The following is a 17,600-nucleotide window of genomic DNA, read 5'->3' on the forward strand; positions in this document are numbered from 1 at the left end:
CCGGCGTGCCAGCAACTCGCTAAAGCCGCGACCGGAAAAAAGCTGGAAGTCGGCATTTGCCCCGGGTCGCAAGACCCCAACCTCGCGGCCGCCGATGATCGATGCGGGCGTCTTCGTGACTGCTGCTGACCACGCGCTCATTTCCGCGTCGAGATGGCCGATGCGGACCCCGCCACCAAACACCTCAAGCGCATCGAGGTCTCCGAATGGATGGTACGTGTCGCGGCAATTGTCGCTTGCCAATGCGATGCTGACTCCGGCCGCCCGGAGTTCCCGCAGCAGCGGGATGCCGCGCCAACGCGGCGTGGCGCCGGGCAACCGACCCTGCAAATACTGGTTCACGAGCGGAAGGCTGACGATGTTGAGTCCGGCTTCGCGCACGAGCCCGATCGTCCGCGCGGCAACGGTTTCCTCCTGAACCGATAGGCTGCAGCAATGCCCGCAGACGACCTGCCCGCGGAATCCGCTGCGCAGCACCGCTTCGGCGATTTGCGCCAACGTGGTTGACGATGCCATGCCGGTCTCGTCGACATGCAGATCGACATCGAGGCCGCGCGAGTGCGCCAGCGCGAACAGCCTGTCGAGCCTGCCTGCCAGAATGGTGGGATCCTCTTCTTCAGTGAGACGGAACGTGAGTCCTCCCAGCCGTCCCCCGGATTCCGCGATGATGTCGACCAGCGCGGCGTTCTCGGCGTCGTCGTAGAGCTCGGGGCTGACAAGAGACGTTGCCTGCAGGGCGATCCGCCCCGACCAGCGGTCGCGGAGACGACGGAACACGCCGAAGCTGATCTCCGCCTGGCCGGGGATGAAGCAGTCTATGTGCGTCCGGATCGCCGAGGTGCCATAGGCATAAGCCGCCTTCAGCGCAAATTCGAAGCGCGCTTCCACATCTTTGGCGCTCCAATTCGCGGCCGTATCGGCACGGGACTTGGCGCGGGCGGTTTCGATCGTACCGTCATGATTGCTTGCGCGTGGCCATATCTGACCTTTGTCCAGATGGGTGTGGAGATCGGCAAACGGCGGCCACGCCTGTCCGCCGTCTGCGTCAAAGACCGGTGCGACAGCCGGCGCTCCGGCCGGCAGGATTTCTGCAAGCTTTCCTCTGTCGACGACGAAGTCCACTTTTTTCAGTCCCTCAGCATCGGCGGACGCGGGCGCGCGCTCGTCGAGAAGGCTTGCCGGCACATTCACATTCGATACATGAATGCGATCGCCCTCGGGCCAGTTCTTGCTCACTTTCATTGCCAATTTCCTTGCTTCATAGTCGTCTCAACGCTTTCAAGAGTCGCAGTGGTGTCATCGGCACTTCGTTGATGCAGGCGCCGAGCAGGCGAATCGCGTCATTCACCGCTTTCATGTTGGCACCGACGGCGCCGGTGGTGCCTACCTCACCGGCTCCCTTCGCGCCCAAGCTCGTATGCGGCCAGGGGCGTTTCGACATGTTCCCCGACTATCTCAGGAAGATCGGCGGCTACGGGCAGGAAATAGTCGGCAAAGGTGCCGTTGGTCAGCTGGCTTTCCTTTTTCGATAAAGGCTGAGTCCTTCAGGGACATGGCGCGCTGTCAACAGCAAGAACGATGTGCTCCGCGCCGAAGGGCAGGAGCTGTTCCCGTGTGATCAGTGGCGCCATCGTTGAAGTCTCTGGTACCGAGAATTGGGGAGGAGCTCATACGAGTCAGACGCGAATCTCGTCGCAGAGATAGCGATTGATTAGGTAGGGACGCGCCGCCAGGCCAGGGCAGAATGAGGAAACGACTGGCTCAAGGCGGACGAAGAGATCGCGCCACTCGGCGTTGAGATTTTCGAGACGATCGCGCGCCGCCTCGGCTTCTCGTGCCAGCTTTGCCATATCCAGGGTTAGCAGACGCCCGTCGCGAACCACAAAGGTCCCACCGATCATCACGTGGCGCACCGACGTTGCATCCTCGACATGGACGAGCTGATTGACGGTCCAGTTGTGCGGAATCCAGTTGATGGCTCCGAGATCCACAAAGACGATGTCGGCCTTGTAGCCCGGGGCCAGCAAGCCGGCGTTGGAAAGCCCGAGCGCCTGCGCTGAACCGACCGTCGCGGCATGATAGATCTCCTCGACCGTCGCCCAGCCGCGCGGATCGGGGCCCTGCACCTTCGAGACCATCGACGCGTAACGCATGGCCTCGTACATATTCTGGTTGTCGGAGCAATTCGCTCCGTCGGTACCGATACCGACGTTGACGCCGATGTCGAGCGCGCGACGCAGTCGAAAGTGACCGTTGCCAAGCCGCATGTTGCTACCGGCATTGTGAGCCAGCGATGCGCCGCGATCCGCCATCAAGCGGAAATCATCGTCGTCCAGCCACACCGCATGGGCCGCCGTAAAATTCTCGTCGATCAGGCCCAACCCGTCGAGATGCGAGATCAGCGACTTGCCGTAACGCTCCATACCGACCACGGCCTGCACTTTGCTTTCACCGACGTGACTGTGCATGGCGACGCCATATTCCCGCGCCAGTCGCGAGCAGTCGCACATGAAGCTGTCGCTGCAGTGAATAGGAATCGTGGGGGCAACCGCGGGCCGAATGTCCTGCGACGACCATGTCCAGCGATCGAGGATCGATCCAATGGCGGCGATCGTCCGATCGCTGGGCCCAAGCCTCAGCGTATCGACCTTCTGCCTGAGATCGTCGGGCAGGGCGTCGCGAAGGCCCGGGATGGCTTCGTAGAAACTATGGTCCGCCACCATCGGCGCCAGCACGGCGCGCATCCCTTCGGTGGCAATCGTCAAGGATGGTGGCTTTTACGCCGAGGAATATCTCGACGATCCCGCCGTCACGGCCGACCTGGTTGCGTTGCTGGCGCGAAAGCTCGAGACCAATCGTCTCGCCGGCTTCGTCATCGAAGGTACTACGCCCTATGGCAAGATGACGTCGTCGGTCCGGCAACGGGTGCTGCGAAAGGCCATCCACAGCGGACTTCCCGCAGTACGCGTGGGTCGCGGTAACCCGGAAGGTTTCGCCGACCCGGATGAGTATTTCATCGCGGGCTCCAATCTGACGGCGACAAAGGCCCGCATGCTGCTAATGGCCTGCCTGCTGAAATTCGGCAGTCTGCCGCCGGCGAAGAATCCAGATAAGCCGACGCCGGCCGAGCTTTCTTCAATCAGGACGGCTGTCGCGGCCTATCAGAAGATCTTCGACACCCACTGATATTCATGTGCGGTCTCGCCGCTGCTTCTAAAATGGCGCCGCTCGCGCCAGTGCGCCAAATGAACGCGAGGCAAGGTGGTCGGGAGTCAGCGTTGGAAATCGCGGTCATGGGGTGTCCTCCATCGGCATGAAGGGGCTGTGGTAGAGTTTATTGAGATCGCGGGTGCAATAGGCGGCCCCGTGTGACTCGAGGCAGTCGTTTGCCGACCGATAGCACTCCAGAAGGCCGCGCTATCTTTACTCGCGCTTGCTATCGAGAGAACCACGCTCCGGCAGTGGGCATATGCCTCGCATGCTTGTATTTCACCCTTAAGATACAACTGGAGTATTGGCAAATGCAGTGGCATGCAGGAAATACGTGAATTAAAATCCCATCGCCGCGCCATCACTGCGCGGGTCGGTTGCGCCTTCGAACATTCCATCCGCATGCCTCACCACCGCGCCGGCATGGCCCATCGTTGACGTGAAATCTTCCAGCATTTCGACGTTGTGGCCGGCATCGCGCATCGCCTGCACGACGAGTGGATCAAAACGAGATTCCAGTTTCAGCGTCACGGTTGAGTCGCCCCAGGTCTTGCCGAGCAACCATCTGGGCGCGGTAATCGCCGCCTGCAATCCTACCCCGAACATCGCGTATCGCGAGAACACCGCTGATTGGCTTTGTGGCTGACCTTCGCCGCCCATATTGCCATAGACCATTCGCCGCCCATCGTTGAACAACGCCATCGCCGGATTGAGTGTGTGAAAGGGTTTGCGGCCCGGCTTGAGCACACGCGGCCCGTTGCCATCGAGAAGAAAACTCGATCCGCGGTTCTGCCAGATGATGCCCGAATTCTCTAGCACGCAGCCCGAACCGAATTCGAAATAGATGCTCTGGATAAAGCTCACCGCGATGCCGTCCTGGTCTATGGCGCCGAGCCAGACCGTGTCGCCGCGATTGGCCGGCACCGGCCACGCCAGCGCATGCTTGTACGACACGCGGGAGGCGAGTTCGTCGAGAATATCCGGCGTCAGATAGTGCTCAGCTTGTTCCTTCATTAGTGCCGGATCGCCGACGATGCGGTCTCGCACCATAAACGCCTGCTTGGTCGCCTCCACAATGCCGTGCAGATATTCAAACGTCTCGGCTTCCTGAATCTTAAGCCGTTCGAAGATCGCGATTATCATCAGCGATGCGAGGCCTTGCGTCGGCGGCGGGAAGTTATAAAGCGTGGCGTCTTTAACCGCGACCGACAAAGCTTCGCGCCGCTGCGCTTTCTGCGCAGTCAGATCCTCAAAGGTTACTGGCGAGCCGCAGCGCTTCAAATCCGCCGCGATCTCCTTTGCCAGGGTGCCGGTGTAGAAATCCATCGGGCCATGCTGACCGATGTGTTTTAGCGTTTTGCCGAGCGCGGGCAGCTTCATGAGCTGGCCTTCCTTCGGCAGTTTCCTGTTCAGACAGAATGTTTCGACGAAGCCGGAAGAGTCCTTCAACTCATCGAATTTTGTTCGCGTCAGTTGTTCCTGCGTGGCGGTTACCGCAAATCCATTTTCGGCAGACCATACCGCGTCCTCGACGAGCCGTGACAGTGGCAGCTTGCCACCCATCTCCTTGTCGATGGCGATGACTTCGGCCCAGCCGGATAATGTACCTGCCACGGTATTTGCGGCGAGGGGGCCGCGTGGCGGAATCGTGCTCAACCCTTTGCGTTTGTAGAATTCGACTGTCGCCGCTTGCGCCGCCGTACCGCAGGCATCGATCGCAATCGGCGGCTTGCCGTCCTTCGAGATCAGCCAGAAACCGTCGCCGCCGAGCGAATTCATGTGCGGATAGACCACGGGCAAACTCGCTGCCATCGCCAGCGTCGCCTCGATGGCGTTGCCGCCTTCGCGTAGCACCCTCAGTCCCGCTTCGCTGGCCAGATGATGCGGCGAGGTGACCATGCCGCGGCGTGAGCGTGGCGTATTGAGCATCGTTCAATTCCATCTGTCGTGGGGAACGCAGTCGTAGGAGCGGGCCTTGTCTATGCGAAAATAGTGCGCATGACAAAACGAAAAATGCCCGGCACGAGGCCGGGCATTTCCAGGGGCATCGAAAGTTTATTCTGCAGGCGCCATTTTCGCGCCGCTGAACGTTCCCTGAAACCAGGACGATCGCAACGGCTTGAGCACGAACAGCGCCAGCAGACCGGTCAAGATGTCCATCGCGATGATGATGCTGAACACCGGCAGCCAGCTTCCGGACGACTCGTGGATCAGCGCCGCGACTGGTCCGCCGAGCACCGAGCCGATGCCTTGCGCCATATAGAGGAAGCCGTAATTGGTGGTCGCGTTCTTGGTGCCGAACGTATCGGTCAACGTGGATGGGAACAGCGAGAAGATTTCGCCCCATCCGAAGAACACCACCCCGGACAGCAGCACGAAGGCGACCGGATTGTCGCGCGATGCGAGCATCGCGGCGATAGCGAGGCCTTCGAAGATAAAGGCGATGCCCATCGTGTTTTCGCGCCCGATGCGGTCCGACACATAGCCGAAGAACGGCCGCGTCAGGCCGTTGGTGATACGGTCGATCGTCAGCGCCAAAGGCAGCGCGGCAAATCCCCAGATCACGAAGCTGGCGACGCCGAAGTCCTTCGTGAAATTCGCGAACTGCGAAATTACCATCAGCCCGCCCGTGGACATCATCGTCATCATCAGAAACATCAGCCAGAAGATCGGCGTCTTCAGCATCTGCTTTGGTCCGTAATTCATTGTGGAGGTTGAAACCATCGCCGCGACACCGCTCGTCTCACCCGGCTTCGGATCGCGCAGACCCAAAGCGGCCAGAAAGCCGACGGTTCCAAGGATGGCGCCGAATGTCGTCAGTGTGCTCTGATAGCTCGATGTTGCCAGCATGTCCGAAATCGGGAATGTGGTCAGGATCGCGCCGAAGCCGTAACCGGCGGCGACCATGCCGGTTGCGAAACCGCGCTTGTCCGGAAACCAGCGCACCATTAGGCCGACGATACCGACATAAACGAGGCCGGTGCCGATTCCGCAAAATAAGCCATAGGTTGCATAAAGTCCGGTCAGCGAAGTGATCTGCGCGGAGAGCACCCAGCCGAGACCGCATGGTGCTGTTCTACGGTGGATACGCAATTCAGGTCGATAGAGAAAATTTTATGATCCCGGTCGATGCGAAGATTTGGAGCGAGTCCGATGTAGAGCGCGATGGTGTCGGTATTGAACCATTGTTGTCGCAACTCAATCAGGCTTGCGGAGGCGCCGAGATCGTTGTGATTGACGCGTCGCGTCGCAACCCGTTCGAACGACGCTTCCGCGAATATTCACACGGATTGGCTCCGATCGATGCTCCCGACAATGCGTTGGTCGTCACGTCCGAGTTGCCTGATCAAATTGCTTATGATTCAAGTGGCTGGAACAGCGTTCTGGTATCGGAGCTACTCAAAAAGCTGAGTGCGCCAGGCGGCAGCATCGACGCTATTTTTAACGACGCGTTGTTGGATGTGGCTCGGAAATCTCACGGCGAACAGGTACCGAAGGTGTCGTCGTCCCTGGTCGAGGATGTTAACCTTGGTGCGCCAGCCACTCATAATGAGAACTGAACGATCATGTTCTATCAATCCGTCAGGCCTAAGCCTGCTACCGCGTTGCCCGCATACGCCGGGCAAACAGGAAAAGCCTGTGGTGCGTACCACTAGAATCCAGCCGGTGGTGGTCCCCGCAATGCTTTCGGCGAGGCATTTGCGGCGAACGGCCATAGGAATCCAGCCGGTGGTGGTCCCCGCAATGCTTTCGGCGAGGCATTTGCGGCGAACGGCCATAGGCTGCCGGAGAAGAAGTACGCAGTCGACTTTTTCGCCAGCAGATCGGAGCACCGCATGTGACGCAGAGATATTGCTGCGGAATCATCTTAACTTCTTCGATCGCCTGAAATGTAAGATGGCGGTCGTAAAGCACGTCGGTACTTTGTAGCGCACGATTAGATCCGTACGCCGACGTTCGAGAGAAAGTTCTTGGAACCAAACATAACTGAAGCGGTAGCAAATTGAGCTGCGGCCTAAAATCAACCTCGCTTTCTGAATCACAATTTAATGGTGCGGGGAGATTTTTTGCCTAGGTTTTCCGCAGAGTGTTGTTTTCGGATTTGAATGATCATGGTTTCCGAGGGGATGCGGTAATGCACGGAAAAAGGCGTTTTAGGGAGCTTCAACCGTCGGCGCTGCTTGAGTTGGGCAGTCACGCCGCTATGGGTGTTGCCATCGGCTTGGCGTTCACCTTCGTGCTGACCTTCATCGACGGGTTCGGCGTCAAGGCGTTGATCGATCACAGCGAAGATCCCAGAACTACGATGATTGTCTTCATAGGTTCGTTTGCGTTGGCGTTCGGTGTCGGAGCGACCCTCACCGGTTTTTTGCTAATGACGACGAACGAATCTTGACGCTCCGGCCGCTTTAGGTTCCGGTGTAGAGCATCGCGCGATTTGCAAAACGGCAAATAATCCGTGGTTCCTTCGCATCTACGTGCTGACGATGTCCGACAACAGACGGAGATACAGAGGATGAGCGGATAGTCACACTCGCGTACAGCAAGTGTTATTCGATCGCGACTTTGTTCATCTCTCACGTCTCCTGGCGGGCTTGATCAACTTTCCGCCGCAGGCAGACGAGCAAAGAGTTCTGATTGGGTAGGTTAGAAGGACCTTTGCTGCAGCTATGAGAGGACTTAGCATGAAACTATCTTGCCTTATCTACATGACTGCAGCGGCTCTATTGACAACGCCCGCCCGGGCAGCAACACCGAACTACGATGGCGCGTGGAGTCTGACCTTTGTGACGCGGCAAGGCGCTTGTGAACCAACTTACAATTTCAGCGTCAACATCTCTAATGGTCTCGTAAGTCACCCAAATCTCGTGAGATTCAGAGGTAAGGTCACAGGAAGCGGGTTGGTACACGCATCCGTCGCCGTCCAGGACAAGTATGCCGCCGGCTCCGGCAAGCTTACGAAGAGCTCTGGACGCGGTACCTGGAACGGCCACGCGGGTGCCGCGCGATGCTCCGGATACTGGACGGCAGAAAAGTCCTAAGGAGCACCCGGTCACAAAATCGAGCGAAAGACCATCGAGGTTGACGGGATATCGGCAAGCTATCTGACGGCGGACGATCTGGGCCGTGCGGAATCGCTTGGCGCACCGAATGAGCGGCTCAAAAAGCGACTTCTTGACTTAGGTCCGCGACGCGATCGGGAGATAGAGGGCCATGGTGGTGCCGCTCGCTGAAGTGTGCTCGATCCGGGCCGAGCCTTCGATCGACCGGGCAAATGCTGCGACTCTCGCCAGCCCCAATCCTGTTCCGCTGGTCGCGCTTTTCGTCGTAAAATAGGGGTCGAACGCTTTCGCCGCTACGTCAATATCCATCCCCGCGCCGGTATCGTGAACACGCAGAATAACGCTCGACCTCGCGTCGCGAATTGCTTCTATCGTCACCCGTCCGCCCGCGGGCATGGCATCCCGAGCGTTGATGACGAGGTTCAGGACGACGTTTTCGAGTTCGCTCTCGATGCAGTGAATTGCCGGCAGATCCGACGCGACGGCGATTACCAGCTCATTTGACGTGCCGAGTGCCCAGCGGAGAGACGCATTTAGTCTTTCGAGCATCTTTCCGATGTCAACGGTGGATATGCCCTTTTCAGGGGCGGGTGGAATTCGCTGCAGCTGCCGTAAAAGCGCGTTTGCCCTGTCTACGGCTTCGCTAATTTTCCCGAAAATCTCTGGAACCTCGCCGGCGCGCCCCTCCCGGATGCGGTCCTGGGCCACCCAAAGCCCGCTTAAGAGGACCTGTAGGATGTTTCTGATATCGTGAACAGTTCCATTGTGTACGAAGAAGCGCTCATCGCGACCACTTTGGACCGCGAGGTCACCGGCTGCCTCCGACGTCGGCCCAGCTGCGTTAGGCGATCTGGCGAGATTGCGCAGGGATATTCGCTCTTCAAACGTTTTGATGGCCGCGTGCCCATCAAGCGGCCTCAGGGCGGTGTTCAGATCCGGCCATCCAAAGTTTTTGGGGAACGCTTTCATACTCGACCTGTCCAGCCGAGTAGCCTGGTGTTGGTCCACGAAAACCCCGCCCATTTTGATCCTCCTGGTGATGACAAAATATCCGTCGTTGCCATTGTCGAAAGCGCAGCGTGGATGATTACCTTGTCATGCGTCAGAATCGTCAGGAGCCGCTTCACCGCGTGCATCTCGACGTTGATAGCTAGATTAAATGATCGAGATTGAGCCTCAATCATACGGTGGTATAGAAAAGGATAGGTGACCTATACGGAGGTTTGTTGCTTGCCGTTCACGTCCCACCCTTCTGGACTTTAGCGGCGAGCTTTCGGCTCGACTCCCGTTCCGCTGTGCGCCACGGACACCATTACGCCGCTGGGGTCGTGAATACGGGATTTCATGCAAAGCACTCGCGCGCCATCCTTGGCGGTCGTCGAATCGATTTGTGATTAAGTTGAGGAGCACCCGCCGCACCTGAACGTGATCTGCTTTTACCCCCGGCAGCTGTTCGTTCAGCTCGGCCCGGACACTCCATAAGGCTCAAAGGAAGCCGGCGCTTGAAGCGGTCTGCCGGCCACGGCCGCCGAAAGTTCTTCGATCTGGCGAAATCGTGAGAGGTGCCTATTGCCTGCGAGGCCATGGGGCCATCGATGTCGTCTTGGAAATCGGGCGCATAGGTGCGCTGGATGCTGTGCGTGGCGTTGACGCCGCGGGCTCGCCGATCACGCCCGTTTGAAGTTGCTAACATGCTATTTAACGGTGATGACGAAAAGCACTCCTATCTCAGCGATGGATAGGAGAATGTGTTATGATGAACCTCAGATTGATTGGAGCGGCTACATTTTTGCTCATGCTCGCGACGCCGGCGATGGCAATGCACCAACGCTACGGTCAGGTCATTCGCAGTGAGTTGCCCGAGCGAGCTGCGCCAAAATATAGCTACGGCTCGACTTATGGAGCCTACAACTTCAGCCCCCGGGACGACTTCGCCACTGACCACAACATCGACGATCTCGATCTCGATTTCGACCGCAGGAACACCTTTAACTAGCGCGTGTCCGACGGTGATGATGTATTCCGCCGTCTGCCACAACAGGCTGATAATCAGCGCGGCGATTACCCCGGGACACATCGGCCCGACCGGTGATGCGATCCTATGGGCTTAGGCACCCCCGAGGTGTTCCGCGGAACCCGAAACGAGTTCGTAGCAGGCCGTCTTGTCAGATCCGAGTTACGGAATAGTCATGCGACTTCGCACAGCTATCATCGTCGGCGCGTTTAGTTTCGCCGCTTCAGGCGCGATGCTTCTGACGCCGCCGCAATCGGGGGGCGATATCGTTCCTTGCCACGAGGATTTTCTCGAATCAGCCGCGTTCATTGACGTCTCACTGCAGGTCGTACGACAAGACTCTGCGACGGAGAGCGATCAGCGAGCACCGCCGCTATTTGGCATGGAAGCCGAACCCGTCGCCGGAGAGGTCGCGACAAAATGGCGCGCCGTCGAAGCCGAGATCGATCGTGAACAACAGGTATTGGCTCGCTGCCGCTCGCAAGAAGCATGCCCCGTCGTCGCACAAAATCTGGCCGATATCGTTGCTGAAGGCGCCGGCCGCTCGAGCCTCGCCCGTGTCGGCTTGATTAACCGAGCGGTCAATCTTTACATCATGCCCACCAGCGATGAGGTGCAATGGGGCGTGTTGGACCACTGGAGCTCTCCCTTCGAGACTCTGCAAACCCAACGCGGTGATTGCGAGGACTATGCGATCGTGAAGTATGTCGCGCTGCTACAGGCCGGCCTGTCCCGTGACGATGTGAAGATCGTTATCTTGCGAAACCTCCTGCCGAAGGAGGACCATGCGGTCGTAGCCGCGCGCGTGACTGGGCAGTGGCTGATCCTGGACAACCGCCGCCTCGCGCTGGTGCGCGATACGGAGATGGTCGGATCCGTCCCAAAATTCGTGCTCGATCAGAACGGCACACGACGTTTTGTCACGGCAAATCGAGACAGGCGCCCGCAAGCGTCTGGCTTTTACTAACCTGGAAGCTGATTGCAGGTTGAACGCGGTATCATTCAGTCGTGTGAATGCGCTGCGCCACGCGGCACTTCCGTTCGCGGTACTTTGGTGAGAATCCGTTCCGGCCGCAGAAATGCCGCGCCCGCCGCACGGCGCCTCAGTGCGGCGGTTGCACCGCGCGGCGATGCAGGTCTTCAATCAACCGCCATTCGCGCTCGGTGGCACCGGGTCGTACCCCGCGGGACCTGACGACCCGTCGTAGTCAGGGGAGAACTCGTCTCGGGGGTAGAAGTTGAAGGCTCCGTTAGCCGAGCGGTCACCGTTTTCTAGCGTATCTCGGACAGGCAACTGACTGTAAAAGACTCGACCGTCGTTGTGGTGATAGCGTTGGTGCATTGCCATCGCCGGAGTCGCCAGCACAAGCGAAAGTGCTGCCGCTCCAATTAATTTGAAGCTCATTGTAATTTCTCCTGTTCACTGTGAACGAACACCAGCGCGTTGGTGTACAGCTGATATAGGGGCGCGGTTCGGCATCGCCGCTAAATCGCCTGTTAGAAACTTCAAACGGGCGTGATTAGCGTGCGAGTAGAACGTTATGATCGATTATCTGCGGCCGTTTGTTGCGGTCGAATCGGGCGGCCGCGTTCAAGCATGCCTGACGTTCGGTTGAAGTTTCTAACGAGGAATTTAGCGGTGATGACGAAATGGATTCCTATGTCTGGCTTGTCACACAAACCAGGAATAGGAGAACCCCAATGACCAAAATGAAAACGCTAAGTGCTGTCGCAATTCTTTCCGCCGCATTCGCCACGCCGGTTTTTGCTCAGAGTGCAATCGGGCCGGGCTACGGTCAGGAGTCGCAGCCCGTCACGAACTATCGTGAAGCGTATGATCAGAAGTTTCGCGACGCGTATGATCAGTCGGGAACGCCCTTCTGTCGACATGCTTTGACGAATGAAGAGCGCCGGAACGTCGAGGACTTTGGCTTCAGTGGACGCGACAAATCGAGAGTGGGCGGTGAAGACCCCTCCCTTCACCCGGCGGACTGACGGCCGGATGGCCGCTTTCAAAATAACTCTGGAAGCAACTCGCCCTCAGCAAGCTCTGCAAAATCCGAATTTTCCTTCTCCCTACGGTACAACATCATCCCAACCCTAAGAGGGGCAGGGTGGTGTTGTACCGTAGTTGCCAAGCCCGCACACTCCTTCGTCACATCAAGTGATAGTTGCTAAATCCCTTTTTAATCGAACTCCCGGGCAATGCGGATCATCTTACTCACAAGGATGGCAACCATCTCTTGATAGAATATTCGGTTGCGCCGGCAGCATTATGTCCATTGCAGGCGGGTTCAAAACCATGATCGAAGCGCTTCCCTTTGATTATGGGAGCCTTGGATTATGGGGCCTTGGGTGGTCCGATTTGCTGCTCTGGATCATTCGTACTCATAGCTTGTTTGAGAGAGCCCGAGGACTTGGTAGATATCAAACCTTTTGTTGGCCTTGGCGGCGTCCTCATCGCGGCCATGACGTCCGAGTTTAACGATCAGGTCACAGGCATTGCGCTGATCGACGTCCGGGGAGCGCTCGGGATCAGCCACGATTCGAGTACCTGGATTGAAAGCTTGTACGTGTGGGCCGAGATCGTCGGCATGGCGATTTCGCCATGGTTGGCGATGACCTTCACACTTAGGCGTTGGACACTTTTTGCGATCGCGCTGTGCGGAGCTTCGAGCGTTCTGATCCCGTTCAGTCCGAATATCGAGGCGATCTACGCTCTGCGGCTGCTGCAGGGGCTCGCGGGAGGCCTGATCATCCCTCTCCTGATGACCACGGCTTTTCGCGTCCTCACGCCGAACATTCGGCTTTACGGCTTGGCCGTCTACGCTTTGACCGCAACCTTCACGCCCGCGCTGGCTGCGACGGTGACCGCGCTTTGGACGGATATCGTTGACTGGCGCATCGTGTTCTTGGAGGCGATCCCGCTCTGCTCGCTGGCCGGCGTTCTCGTCTGGTACTGTCTGTATCAGGACCAGCCGAAATATGAACGGTTCCGAATGCTGGACTGGCGCGGCGTGCTGCTTCTGGTGATTGGGACCGGAGCCTTGAGCACGATGTTGTATCAGGGCAACCGGCTGGACTGGTTCAATTCAAGTCTGATCTGCGTTCTAGCGCTGGTGAGCGCCTTCGCCATCCCGTTGTTGCTGGTCAATGAGTGGTTTCACCCTTTGCCGCTTCTCAAGCTGCAGATGCTCGGCCGGCGCAACTTCGCCTACGGTGCGCTCGGTCTGTTCCTGTTTTTGATCATCAGCCAATCCGGCTCAACCGTGCCCCTGCGATACTTGCAGGAAGTTCAGGGTTACAGACCGTTGCAATCGAACCTGATCACGCTGGAGATCGCGGCGCTGCAACTCGTGATGCTGCCCGCCATGGCGTTGCTGCTGGATTACAAGCGGGTCGACTCGCGCCTTGTCAGTGTCGCAGGGCTGGGGTTGATCCTTGCATCTTGCGTTGGTTCGTCTTTTCTCACGGTCTATTGGAACCGGGATCAATTCTATGTATGGCAGCTGCTCCAAGCGATAGGTCAGCCGATGGTGATCATGCCGCTGCTGATGATGACCACCAATACTGTTGCCGGCCCGGCGGAAGGCCCTTTCGCGTCGGCGATGGTCAACACATCGCGCGCCCTCGCCGAGGCAACGGGTGCATGGTTCCTGGAGCTGATCGATCGTTGGCGCAATGCGCTGCATTCCGACCGTATCATCGATGAGGCCGGCCAGGACCGCTGGCGAGTGATCCAGAGCAACGGCGTGCTCCCGCAGTATCCGCCGCTGCTGCTGCCGGACGGCCAGCCTCGCGTGCCGAAAAGTCTGGAAGCCTTCCAACACGTCGTGGAGCAGCAGGTAACGATTTTGTCGACCAGCGATACGTTTCTGATCCTCGCGGCTCTGACCGTGTTCATGATGATCGTGGTGATGACGTTACCGGTCCGTACCATGCCGCCGCGTATCCACCTCGCGAAGCAATAGGAGGCTGCATGGTAGAGATTGTAGCCAAACTCGACAAGCGCCGAGCCGAGCCGGAGGGGGACGAGAAGCCAGCCGCAGTTCCGCCGCTCAAGGACGAACAGAAATCTCAGCCGAGGGATCGAAAGTCCAACGATGGAAAGGTGCAGGAAGTCGACACGTTTCCCGCGCCTCTTCCGCGCTGGCCCCTCGTTCTTGTCGGATTCATCGTGGCGATCTTTGCAGCGTTGGTCCTGTACATCATCTTCCGGCCATGCCCGGATGTCTGGACGGACGATGCCTATGTGATGGTCCATTATGCCTCGATCGCACCGCGCATCTCCGGTCAGGTTGCCGCAGTGGCGGTCGACGACAATGACGCGGTCAAGGCTGGACAGCTGCTTGCAACCCTCGACCCACGCGATAGTCAGACCGCCGTGGCGACCGCCGAAGCGGCGCTTGCGCGGGATATGGCTCAGTTTGGCGAAGTATCCGCTAATGTGGCCCGCCAGCCCTCGATCATTGCAGAGCAGCAATCCGCCGTCACTTCAGTGCGGGCCAAGCTCGACTTCGCGCAGGCCAACGCGCGCCGCTACGGCAATCTCGCCGTGACGGGAGCAGGCACGATGCAGGAGCATCAGCAGGCCGACACTGCTCTGCAGCAGGATCAGGCGTCGCTGGATAGTTCTCAGGCATCACTCGACGCGGCGCGCCGGCAACTGGACGTGCTGACGGCGCAGATGTCCGCAGCGGAGGCCACCGTCAAGCTGGACCAGGCGCAGCTCGATCAGGCCAGGCTCAATCTGTCCTATACACAGATTCTGGCTCCGATTGACGGAACCGTGGGGGAGCGATCGGTACAAGTCGGCAACTACGTGAGCCCCGGGGCGACATTGATGACCGTGGTGCCGCTCGACCAGGTCTATATCGAGGCGAACTATCGCGAAGTGGAGCTGCGGCACGTCCGCAGTGGCCAGCCCGTAACCATCCATCTGGACGCCTATAACATAGACCTCCGCGGAACAGTGGACAGCATTCCTCCGGCCTCTGGGACTTCGTTTGCGCCGATCGCACCGAACAATGCCACGGGCAATTTTACCAAGATCGTTCAGCGACTGCCCGTTAAGATCGTGGTATCGTCCGGACAGTCTCTGGCCAAGCTCCTGCGTGTCGGCCTGTCCGTGGAAACCACCATCCACACCGGCCTCGAGGATGTCGTGTACGAACAGATCAGATCAACCAAGCTGGTGACCGGACCCTGATCGATGCGTGTGTTGCCGTTGATGGCATACCTGTCCGTCCCGATGCTCGGCGTTGGATTGACGGGTTGTACCGTCGGGCCGGACTATCAGGGTCCAGAGATGGCCGAGGTGCCAAGGCGCACGTCGCCAGAGACCCCGAGCGTGCCCAGCCGTACGGTCGAGGGCGAGATCGACCAGACCTGGTGGAAGAGCTTCCAGGACCCTCATCTGTCCTCGCTCGTCGAAAGGCTGGTGGCCCAAAACCTCGACCTCAAGACAGCGGCGGAACGCGTGATCCAAAGCGTGGCCCAGCGCCAAGTCGCAGTCTCTCAAGGATTACCCCACATCGAGGGGCAATCATCCAGCACCTATAACCGACAGAGTCCGAATGGCACGCTCTCTCTGCTCACGCCCGCGCCCGGCGCGCCACTGGAGTACAGCCTGTTTCACGATGGCGTGACGTCATCATGGCAGTTGGACCTGTTCGGTCGCGTTCGTCGCGCCGTGGAAGCCGCCGACGCCAGCGCCTTGGCCGCAGTGGAGAACCGGCACGGCGTCGCGCTCGCGGCGTTGGCCGAGCTGGCGCAAACCTACATACAATTGCGCGGAACGCAGAACCGTCTTGCAATCGCCAGGCGCAACCTCCGTCTGGCGGAGCAAAACGTCGATTTGGTCAACGCACGTTTTGGCAATGGGGTCGCCACCACGCTCGATTTGGCGCAAGCCGGCGCGCAGCAGGCCACCATCGCCGCAACCTTGCCGCCGCTGAGAACCCAGGAGGCAGAACTCATCAACGCGGTGGGGCTGCTGCTGGGCGAAGCGCCTCGTGCGCTTGAAAGTGAATTGCGCAGGCCGCGCGCGCTCCCGCGCGTGCCGCGGCGGGTGCCCGTGGGGCTGTCCGGAACGCTGGTGCGCCGCCGTCCCGATGTGCGCGAGGCCGAGGCGCAATTGCATGAAGCCACCGCGCAGACAGGCGTCGCGGTGGCCAGCTTTTACCCGGACGTGGCCTTGAACGGGGCGGTCGGCGCGGAAAGCTTGCACCTGACCAATCTGTTTTCCCCGGCGTCGACCGCATTCAGCGTGGGGCCGGCTGTTTCCATTCCAATCTTCGAAGGAGGCCGGCTGCGGGGTACGCTGGCGCTGCGCGAGTCGCGACAGCGGGAGGCGGCTATCGCATTCCAAAAGACGGTATTGCGGGCCTGGCAAGAGGTCGACAACGCGCTGACCGCCTATGGCGAAGCGCAACGCCGACGTACCGATGTCGCCCGCGCTGTCGCTCAGAATCAGGCCGCGCTGCAAGCCGCCCGACAGCGTTATTCGGAGGGAGCGATCGCGTTCTTGAACGTCAACTCGACACAAGCGCAGTTGCTGCAGAGCGAAAACGATCTTGCGGACAGCGATACACAGATCGCGGTAGATCTGGTCAATCTCTATCGTGCCCTCGGCGGAGGATGGGAGGTCGCGGATGTCCCCGATGGTGCAGATCGCGCGCGGCGACAGACCGCAACACCATAAAACGCCGCCGCCAGATCTCTAAATTCGGGCGGTCGCTGTCTCGATTCAAAACCAGGACATTTCGGCGAGTGGGGAGTCCGGCGCCGGCTTATCGAGACCTTAGTCGAGAACAGCCCCGGCAAATGCCGGAGCCGTTTTCTTCGATACGTCGTAGGTCACCGACCAGCGGGTCCCGACGCCATCTCGCCATTGGCGTAATTCGTCCAGTACGACTGCTCTGCGGTATAGTCGGGTGCGGCATAAGCATTGCTGTTTTGCAGTTGCTTCCAAGCCGCCGCGCGGTCCTTCGCTCGGGCGTCGTGGTGTTCGGAGGCCGCCGCCGCTTGCGCGGTTAATACAGCAATTAGCGGAACAACGAGCAGGGTGAGAACTTTCTTTCGCATTGTCATCTCCATTCTTGTTCGCGGAAAATCGCGGATTGCGACCTTCGCATCACAATGGGAGGTGCTGCCGGGCGCAAAGTTCTCAATTAAAAAACAATTTTTATTTCTTCGCGCGGGGGCTTCATCAGAATTTCTAAGCCTGAGGCAGTAATCCGCTGGCAGCGCTGCACGCAACTCATGACGCCATGAAAATTTGGCTTCCTAAACCAAAATTTAATGTCGGTGGC

At 58.9% G+C, this 17,600-nt stretch carries 14 protein-coding genes and 1 pseudogene; 8 read left to right on the forward strand and 7 right to left on the reverse strand.

Annotation, left to right across the window (positions count from 1 at the left end; translation table 11 throughout):
- The coding region (locus tag ABR948_RS23250; RefSeq protein ID WP_428122569.1) for a cytosine deaminase at positions 1 to 1,242 on the reverse strand (1,242 nt) is incomplete at its 3' end.
- 434 nt (positions 1,243 to 1,676) lie between these two features.
- Positions 1,677 to 2,765, reverse strand: coding sequence for an amidohydrolase family protein (locus ABR948_RS23255; protein WP_428122571.1), 1,089 nt, complete (start codon positions 2,763 to 2,765; stop codon positions 1,677 to 1,679).
- Here ABR948_RS23255 and ABR948_RS23260 point away from each other — a divergent pair.
- Positions 2,752 to 3,186: a hypothetical protein gene (locus tag ABR948_RS23260; RefSeq protein ID WP_428122574.1), complete on the forward strand. Its 435-nt coding sequence runs from the start codon at positions 2,752 to 2,754 to the stop codon at positions 3,184 to 3,186. The genes ABR948_RS23255 and ABR948_RS23260 overlap by 14 nt on opposite strands.
- 363 nt (positions 3,187 to 3,549) lie before the next feature.
- On the opposite strand, the gene ABR948_RS23265 is transcribed toward ABR948_RS23260, so the two are convergent.
- Positions 3,550 to 5,139 carry a gamma-glutamyltransferase family protein gene (locus tag ABR948_RS23265; protein WP_428122576.1) on the reverse strand — a complete coding sequence of 530 codons (1,590 nt, stop codon included), beginning with the start codon at positions 5,137 to 5,139 and terminating at the stop codon, positions 3,550 to 3,552.
- A gap of 126 nt (positions 5,140 to 5,265) precedes the next feature.
- Positions 5,266 to 6,315, reverse strand: a pseudogene (oxlT, locus tag ABR948_RS23270) (oxalate/formate MFS antiporter); the annotation flags it as partial.
- A gap of 11 nt (positions 6,316 to 6,326) precedes the next feature.
- Between oxlT and ABR948_RS23275 the strand changes: the two are divergent.
- Entirely contained in the window at positions 6,327 to 6,770 is a 444-nt protein-coding gene (locus tag ABR948_RS23275; RefSeq protein ID WP_428122598.1) for a caspase family protein, read from the forward strand.
- A gap of 479 nt (positions 6,771 to 7,249) precedes the next feature.
- On the opposite strand, the gene ABR948_RS23280 is transcribed toward ABR948_RS23275, so the two are convergent.
- Positions 7,250 to 7,495 carry a hypothetical protein gene (locus ABR948_RS23280; protein WP_428122578.1) on the reverse strand — a complete coding sequence of 82 codons (246 nt, stop codon included), beginning with the start codon at positions 7,493 to 7,495 and terminating at the stop codon, positions 7,250 to 7,252.
- An 895-nt stretch (positions 7,496 to 8,390) separates the two neighbouring features.
- Positions 8,391 to 9,242 (reverse strand): sensor histidine kinase, encoded by an 852-nt coding sequence (locus ABR948_RS23285; protein WP_428122580.1) that lies wholly within the window; start codon positions 9,240 to 9,242, stop codon positions 8,391 to 8,393.
- 784 nt (positions 9,243 to 10,026) lie between these two features.
- Here ABR948_RS23285 and ABR948_RS23290 point away from each other — a divergent pair.
- The 6 genes from ABR948_RS23290 to ABR948_RS23315 all read left to right on the forward strand — a co-directional run bounded on the left by ABR948_RS23290 (position 10,027) and on the right by ABR948_RS23315 (position 16,990).
- Positions 10,027 to 10,269 (forward strand): hypothetical protein, encoded by a 243-nt coding sequence (locus ABR948_RS23290; protein WP_428122583.1) that lies wholly within the window; start codon positions 10,027 to 10,029, stop codon positions 10,267 to 10,269.
- Positions 10,270 to 10,462: 193 nt separating this feature from the next.
- A complete protein-coding gene (locus ABR948_RS23295) occupies positions 10,463 to 11,254 on the forward strand; it encodes a transglutaminase-like cysteine peptidase (RefSeq protein WP_428122585.1) in 792 nt (263 codons plus the stop codon).
- 734 nt (positions 11,255 to 11,988) lie between these two features.
- On the forward strand, positions 11,989 to 12,282 hold the full coding sequence (locus tag ABR948_RS23300; protein ID WP_428122588.1) for a porin family protein: 294 nt from the start codon (positions 11,989 to 11,991) through the stop codon (positions 12,280 to 12,282).
- 422 nt (positions 12,283 to 12,704) lie between these two features.
- The gene (locus tag ABR948_RS23305; RefSeq protein ID WP_428122589.1) at positions 12,705 to 14,258 is read left to right on the forward strand and encodes an MFS transporter; all 1,554 of its coding nucleotides are present in this window, start codon (positions 12,705 to 12,707) and stop codon (positions 14,256 to 14,258) included.
- An 8-nt stretch (positions 14,259 to 14,266) separates the two neighbouring features.
- Positions 14,267 to 15,496 carry an HlyD family secretion protein gene (locus tag ABR948_RS23310; protein WP_428122591.1) on the forward strand — a complete coding sequence of 410 codons (1,230 nt, stop codon included), beginning with the start codon at positions 14,267 to 14,269 and terminating at the stop codon, positions 15,494 to 15,496.
- A 3-nt stretch (positions 15,497 to 15,499) separates the two neighbouring features.
- Positions 15,500 to 16,990: an efflux transporter outer membrane subunit gene (locus ABR948_RS23315; RefSeq protein WP_428122594.1), complete on the forward strand. Its 1,491-nt coding sequence runs from the start codon at positions 15,500 to 15,502 to the stop codon at positions 16,988 to 16,990.
- Positions 16,991 to 17,145: 155 nt separating this feature from the next.
- Here the strand turns inward: ABR948_RS23315 and ABR948_RS23320 are convergent, their stop codons facing one another.
- Positions 17,146 to 17,373: a hypothetical protein gene (locus ABR948_RS23320; RefSeq protein WP_428122596.1), complete on the reverse strand. Its 228-nt coding sequence runs from the start codon at positions 17,371 to 17,373 to the stop codon at positions 17,146 to 17,148.
- Positions 17,374 to 17,600: the final 227 nt, after the last annotated feature.

Origin of the sequence: Bradyrhizobium sp. (genome assembly GCF_050014615.1) — a bacterium.
Classification (GTDB): Bacteria; Pseudomonadota; Alphaproteobacteria; order Rhizobiales; family Xanthobacteraceae; genus Bradyrhizobium.